Genomic DNA, 6033 nt, shown 5'->3' with positions numbered 1-6033 from the left:
CTCTTCGTCAAGCTCTCGCCGAACGCCCCGGACGTGCTCGGTGTCGCGGAGGCGGTGCTGGAGGCCGGCGCGGACGGGCTTTCCCTCATCAACACCTACCTCGCCCTGGCCATCGACGTCTGGCGCATGCGGCCGGTGCTGCCGGGCATCTTCGGCGGCCTTTCCGGACCGGCCATCAAGCCGCTGGCCCTCCGGTGGGTCTGGGAGGCGCACGCGCGCTTCAAGGTGCCGGTGATCGGCATGGGCGGCATCCGGGAGTGGAGCGACGCCGCGGAGTTCCTCCTGGCCGGCGCGCACGCGGTCGCGGTGGGGACGGCCAGCTTCACCGATCCGCGCACGGCGTCCCTCGTCGTCGATGGATTGCGGAAATGGCTGGACGAACGTGGCTTCGCGACGGTGGGCGAGGTCGTCGGCCTGGCCCACCGGGCGATCGATCGTGAGGAGGCCTGGCCCGTTGGGCAGTGAACCGTCGGATCGGCTCGTCGTGGCGTTGGACGTGACGACTTTGGAGGAGGCCAGGGGCTGGGTCGACCGGCTCTGGCCGGCGGTGCGGTTTTACAAGGTCGGATTGGGCCTCTTCACCGCTGCCGGACCCGCGGCCGTCCAGTTGATCAAGGAGCGGGGCGGCCGGGTCTTTCTCGACCTGAAGTTTCACGACATTCCCAACACGGTGGCGCAGGCCGTGGCTTCGGCCACGGCGCTGGGCGCCGACCTCGTGACGGTGCACGTGTCGGGCGGGCGGGCGATGATGGAACGCGCCGTGCAGGCCGCGGAGGAGGCCGGCGCGCGGCACGGGCGGGCCCGGCCGAAGATCGTCGGCGTGACGGTGCTCACCAGCCTCGATGCCCGCGCCATCGAGGAGATCGGCGAGCAGGGACCGCTCTCCGACCTCGCGTTGAGGCGGGCGCAACTGGCCAAGGCCGCCGGCCTGGACGGCGTCGTCTGCTCCCCGCTTGAGGTGAAGCCGGTCAAGGCGGCGGGCGGGCCGAGCTTTCTCGCCGTGACGCCCGGCATCCGCCCGGCCGGCGCGGAGATGGGCGACCAGGCGCGCGCGGCGTCGCCGGAGATGGCGCTGCAGTGCGGCGCCGACATGCTCGTCGTGGGCCGGCCGATCCTGGCGGCCCCCGATCCGCTCGCCGCCGCGCGGCGCATTCTCGCGCAGATCGAGGCCGCGTTGAAGGAGCGGGAGCGCGGCGCGGGACGGGCGGCGCCGGGCGCGGAGCACGGAAGGAAGCGGGGTGGAGCGTGATGGCGCCGGATCTGCTGGCCCGGCTGAAAGACGTGGGCGCGTACCGCGAAGGCCATTTCTTGCTCACCTCGGGACGCCACGGCGACCGTTTCTTCCTTCTGCCGCTCGCCTTCCAGCGCCCGCGCCTCGCCGAGGCCATCGGACGCGCCGTGGCGGCGCTCTTCGAGGGTGAGCGCGTCGACGCCGTCGTGGGGCCGGCCACCGGCGGCATCATCCTCGCGCATGAGGTGGCGCGGGCGCTCGGTGCCCGCTCCATGTTCGCGGAAAAGGACGGCGACGCCATGGCGCTGCGCCGCGGCTTCCGCCTTGAGCCGGGCGAGCGGGTGCTCGTCGTGGAGGACGTCGTCACCACGGGAGGTTCCGTAAACAAGACGATCGCGGCGCTTGAACGTTTCTCGCCCGAAATCGTGGGCGTCGGCGCCGTGATCGACCGCAGCGGCGGGCGCGCCGCGTTCGGCGCGCCATTCCGGGCCGTCGCCGCGGTGGAGGCGCGCGACTGGGCTCCGGAAGAATGCCCGCTCTGCCGCGACGGCGTGCCGCTCGTTCGCCCAAAGCAAGAATCTTGAACACGAGCGGCGTGCATAACGCGCCGTCGTCCCGCGCAAGATAGGACCAACCTGCTGAGGGTGCTCCGCAGGATCGCGGAGCTGAGAGGCCGAAACGGCCAACCTCCAACACCAGATCCGGTTCATACCGGCGTTGGGAAGCAGGCCAGGAGCGGACCCCGATGGGGGTCCGCTCCGCTTTTTTGCGCGGCGCCCGTCAGTACGCCCGCGCGAACCACACGGTGTGCTGCGCCGGCTCGCCGCAGACGAGGCAGCGCGCCATCTTCGCCGGCGGATCGAAGGGGATGTTGCGCGACGTCGCCTTGGTCTCTTCCTTGACGCGCGCCTCGCACGCGTCCCGACCGCACCAGCCGGCGAGGACGAAGCCGCGCCTGTCCTCGAGGATGGCCGCCAGTTCGGACAGCGTCTCGGCCTGGAAGCTGTGCGCCTCGAGGAACGCTTCCGCCTGCCGCAGGAGCGTCGCCTGCACATCGTCGAGCAGTTCGAGGATGCGCTCCGCCAGCCCGTCCTGGCTGAGGGTGACGCGCTCGCCGGTGTCCCGCCGCGCCACGACGACCTGGTTCTGCGCGAGGTCCCGCGGGCCCAGCTCGACGCGCAGCGGCACGCCGCGCAGCTCGTACTCGTTGAACTTCCAGCCCGGGCTCTTCGTCTCGTCGGCGTCGAGGCGCACGCGCACGCCGGCGTTGCGCAGCCCGTTGACGATCTCGCGCAGCCGGGACAGGACCTCGTCCCGCGTCTTCGCCGGGCCGACGGGGATGGCCACGACCTGCGTGGGCGCCACCTTCGGCGGTAGGCGCAGGCCGCGGTCGTCGCCGTGGACCATGATGATCGCGCCGAGCAGCCGCGTCGACGCGCCCCACGACGTCGTGTGCACGTATTTCCGCTCGTTGTCCTGGTCGAGGAACGTGATCTCGAAGCTGCGCGCGAAGTTCTCTCCCAGGTAGTGCGACGTGCCGGCCTGCAGCGCCTTGCCGTCCTTCATCATCGCCTCGATGGAGTACGTGTCGACGGCGCCCGGGAACTTCTCGCTCGGCGTCTTCAGCCCCTTGATCACCGGGATGGCGAGGTCGTTGCGGGCGAAGTCCTCGTACACGTCCAGCATGCGCAGCGTCTCTTCCCGCGCCTCGGCCTCCGTGGCGTGCGCCGTGTGGCCCTCCTGCCAGAGGAACTCGGACGTCCGCAGGAACGGCAGCGTCCGCTTCTCCCAGCGCACGACGTTGCACCACTGGTTCAGGAGCACCGGCAGGTCGCGGTACGATTGGATCCACTGCGCGTACATGTAGCCGATGACCGTCTCGGACGTGGGCCGCACGGCCAGGCGCTCCGTGAGCGGCTCGTCGCCCACGTGCGTCACCCAGGGGAGCTCCGGGTTGAAGCCTTCCACATGCTCCTTCTCCCGCATGATGAAGCTCTCCGGGATGAAGAGCGGGAAGTACGCGTTGCGGTGGCCCGTCTCCTTGAACCGGCGGTCCAGGCCGCGCTGGCAGGCCTCCCACAGCTCGTACCCGTCCGGCTTGAAGACGATGCAGCCCCGCACCGGCGCGTAATCCATCAAGTCCGCGCGCCGGATCACGTCGATGTACCACCTGGAGAAATCCTCGGACTGCGGCGTGATGTCCTTGACGAACTGCCGCTCGTCCGCGCCCTGTCCTTCCGCCATGGACAACCCCTCCTCGACAACGAAAAATGGCCGCCCCCGAAGGGACGGCCTGGGCCGCGGTACCACCCTTGTTGGCCCCGCGCGGCGAAGCGCGGCGCCCACCTCTGGGCCGCGATATCGGGCGGCGCCGCCCGGCTCTTCGCCGGGAGCTCGCGGGTGGGGCCCCTCGCCGCCGGCTTCCCGCTCGCACCGATCACGGGAATCTCTGACGCACGGCCGCGCGCGGGTGAGCCCGCTCATCGCGCGTCTGGTGATGCCGCTATTCTGCCCGACCCCGGGCGCGGCTGTCAAACGGGACCGGGCAGGAAGGGCGGCGCCGGGTGGCCAAGTGCACGCCCAAACCCCGTCGAAAGCGAGGACCGTAGCATGAGCGCGATCCCCTCCACCGCCGCGTCGGACGCCCGCCGCCCGCTCCAGGCGACGGATCTTCTGCGGCTGGTCTTTCTCGGCGGCATCGCCATGCGGCCCGACGGCCGCCAGGCGGCCTTCGTGCGCACGACGATCGACGCGCAGGAGAACAAGTACCGCTCGCAGATCTGGGTCGTCGACCTGCCGGACGGCGAGCCCCGCCCCTTCACGGCGGCGGGCGCCCACCGCGACACGCACCCCTGTTTTTCGCCCGACGGCGCGCACCTCGCGTTCCTCTCCGACCGCAGCGGCTCCACCCAGATCTGGGTGATGCCGACGGGCGGCGGCGAGTCGGTGAAGCTGACGGACGTCGACGGGATCGAGGGCTTCGTCTGGCGGAACGCCGACGAACTCGTCGTCACCGTGCGCGTCGGCCCGGAGGGGCCGAGGGCGCCGGAACCCAAGGATCCGCCCCCGCCGCAGACCTTGGAGGAGCAGGACCGGCGCCACAACCGGGACGTCCGCGTCATCGACCGCATATTCTACAAGCTCGACACGCAGGGCTTCCTCGGCGACGAGCGCAGCCACCTCTTCCGCCTGAGCCGTCGCGGGGGAGACCTCGTGCCGTTGACGTCCGGCGACTGGGACGACGAGGACCCCGCCGTCTCGCCGGACGGGCGCTGGCTGGCCTTCGTCTCGAAGCGCATGCCCGACGCCGACCTGGTCCAGGCGAGCGACATCCACGTCATGCCGGCCGAGGGCGGCGAGGCTCGCCGCGTCACGAACTCCGAGGGGTACGCCTTCCGGCCAGCCTTCACGCCCGACGGGCGCGCGGTGGCCTTCCTCGGGCGGCGCGCCGAGGGCGAGGGGCGCTTCGACGAGGCCCGCCTCTACCTCGCGCCGGTCGACGGCTCGGCGCCGCCGCGCTGCGTGACGCCCGAGTTCGACCGGTCGCTGGAGGACGCGTCGATCGGCGACACGCGCGGTCACGGCGGCACGATGGCGCCCGCGTTCTCCCCGGACGGCCGCACCGCCTTTCTTCTGTGCTCCGACCGCGGGGTGACGCAGATCGTGGCCGTGGACGTCGAAAGCGGCCGGGTGACGCCCGTGTCCTCAAGGGAACGGAGCGTCTTCGACGCCGCCTTCAGCCGGGACGGCCGCGCGTACGTGGCCCTGGCCACCGATCCGCGCACGCCGCACGACGTGTGGTACGGCACGCGTCCGGCGGACGGGACGGGGCCGTGGACGGAGCGCCGCCTCACCGAGGTCAACGCGGATCTCCTGCGCGAGGTCCACGTGCAGGTGCCGGAGCGCATCGTCTTCCGCGCCGCGGAGGGGCCGGAGGTGGAGGGGTGGATCCTCAAGCCCGTCGGGTTCAAGGAGGAGCAGGCCGAGAAGGTCCCGGCGGTGCTGGAGGTCCACGGCGGGCCCGAGGCCATGTACACGCCGGGCTTTTTCTTCGAGTTCCAGCTGCTCGCCGCGAACGGCTTCGCCGTGATTTTCTCCAACCCGCGCGGCTCGGCGGGGTACGGCAAGGCGTTCCGCCAGGCCATCCACCGCGACTGGGGCAACAAGGACTGGGCCGATGTCCAGGCGCTGCTCGACGCCGCCCTCGCGCGCGGCTTCATCGACCCGGACCGCGTGGGCATCGCGGGCGGCAGCTACGGCGGCTTCATGGTCAACTGGGCGATCGGGCACAGCGACCGCTTCCGCGCGGCCGTGTCCATGCGCAGCATTTCGAACTGGATCAGCGACTTCGGCACGAGCGACTTCGGCTACCTGGACGACGACCTCTTCGGCACGCTGCCGTGGCGGGACCCGGACGCCTACTGGCGCATGTCGCCCCTCTGGTACGTGGAGCGCGTGCACACGCCGCTCCTGTTGCTTCACGCCGAGGAGGACTACCGTTGCCCGGTCGAGCAGGCGGAGCAGTTCTACGCGGCGCTGAAGAAGCTGGGGCGCACCGTGCGGCTGGTGCGGTACCCGGGGGAATCGCACGAGATGTCGCGCAGGGGGAAGCCCTGGCATCGCGTCGACCGGTTGCGCCGCATCGTCGACTGGTTCGCGACGCACCTCTCGACGCCGGCTGGCCGCTAGGTCGCGTCACGGATACAGCGTCATGCCGCGCGGCTCCACGGCCGCGCGGCCGGCCGGCCGCGCGCGGCGTTCGGCGACGCCCGCGGCCGGGTAGGCATTCACGCGGGCGACCC

At 71.5% G+C, this 6033-nt stretch carries 5 protein-coding genes and 1 riboswitch; of the genes, 4 read left to right on the top strand and 1 reads right to left on the bottom strand.

From position 1 onward, the window contains the following. The 3 genes from IRZ18_07945 to IRZ18_07935 all read left to right on the top strand — a co-directional run. Positions 1–465: dihydroorotate dehydrogenase (locus IRZ18_07945; protein MBX5477035.1), on the top strand; the 465-nt coding region annotated here is incomplete at its 5' end. Further along, the gene (gene pyrF, locus IRZ18_07940; protein MBX5477034.1) at positions 356–1249 is read left to right on the top strand and encodes an orotidine-5'-phosphate decarboxylase; all 894 of its coding nucleotides are present in this window, start codon (positions 356–358) and stop codon (positions 1247–1249) included. The genes IRZ18_07945 and pyrF, both read left to right, overlap by 110 nt. Then, on the top strand, positions 1249–1815 hold the full coding sequence (locus tag IRZ18_07935; protein MBX5477033.1) for an orotate phosphoribosyltransferase: 567 nt from the start codon (positions 1249–1251) through the stop codon (positions 1813–1815). The genes pyrF and IRZ18_07935 overlap by 1 nt, the downstream gene beginning before the upstream one ends. 46 nt (positions 1816–1861) lie before the next feature. Beyond that, positions 1862–1971, top strand: a riboswitch (TPP riboswitch). A gap of 40 nt (positions 1972–2011) precedes the next feature. On the opposite strand, the gene IRZ18_07930 is transcribed toward IRZ18_07935, so the two are convergent. After that, positions 2012–3475 carry a proline--tRNA ligase gene (locus tag IRZ18_07930; protein MBX5477032.1) on the bottom strand — a complete coding sequence of 488 codons (1464 nt, stop codon included), beginning with the start codon at positions 3473–3475 and terminating at the stop codon, positions 2012–2014. A gap of 366 nt (positions 3476–3841) precedes the next feature. Here IRZ18_07930 and IRZ18_07925 point away from each other — a divergent pair, with 366 nt between their 5' ends. Then, entirely contained in the window at positions 3842–5920 is a 2079-nt protein-coding gene (locus IRZ18_07925) for a S9 family peptidase (protein MBX5477031.1), read from the top strand. Positions 5921–6033 lie beyond the last annotated feature (113 nt).

This window comes from Clostridia bacterium (assembly GCA_019683875.1).
GTDB lineage: Bacteria > Bacillota > Sulfobacillia > RBS10-35 > Bu92 > Bu92.
This window is presented reverse-complemented; position numbering and strand designations above follow the sequence as displayed.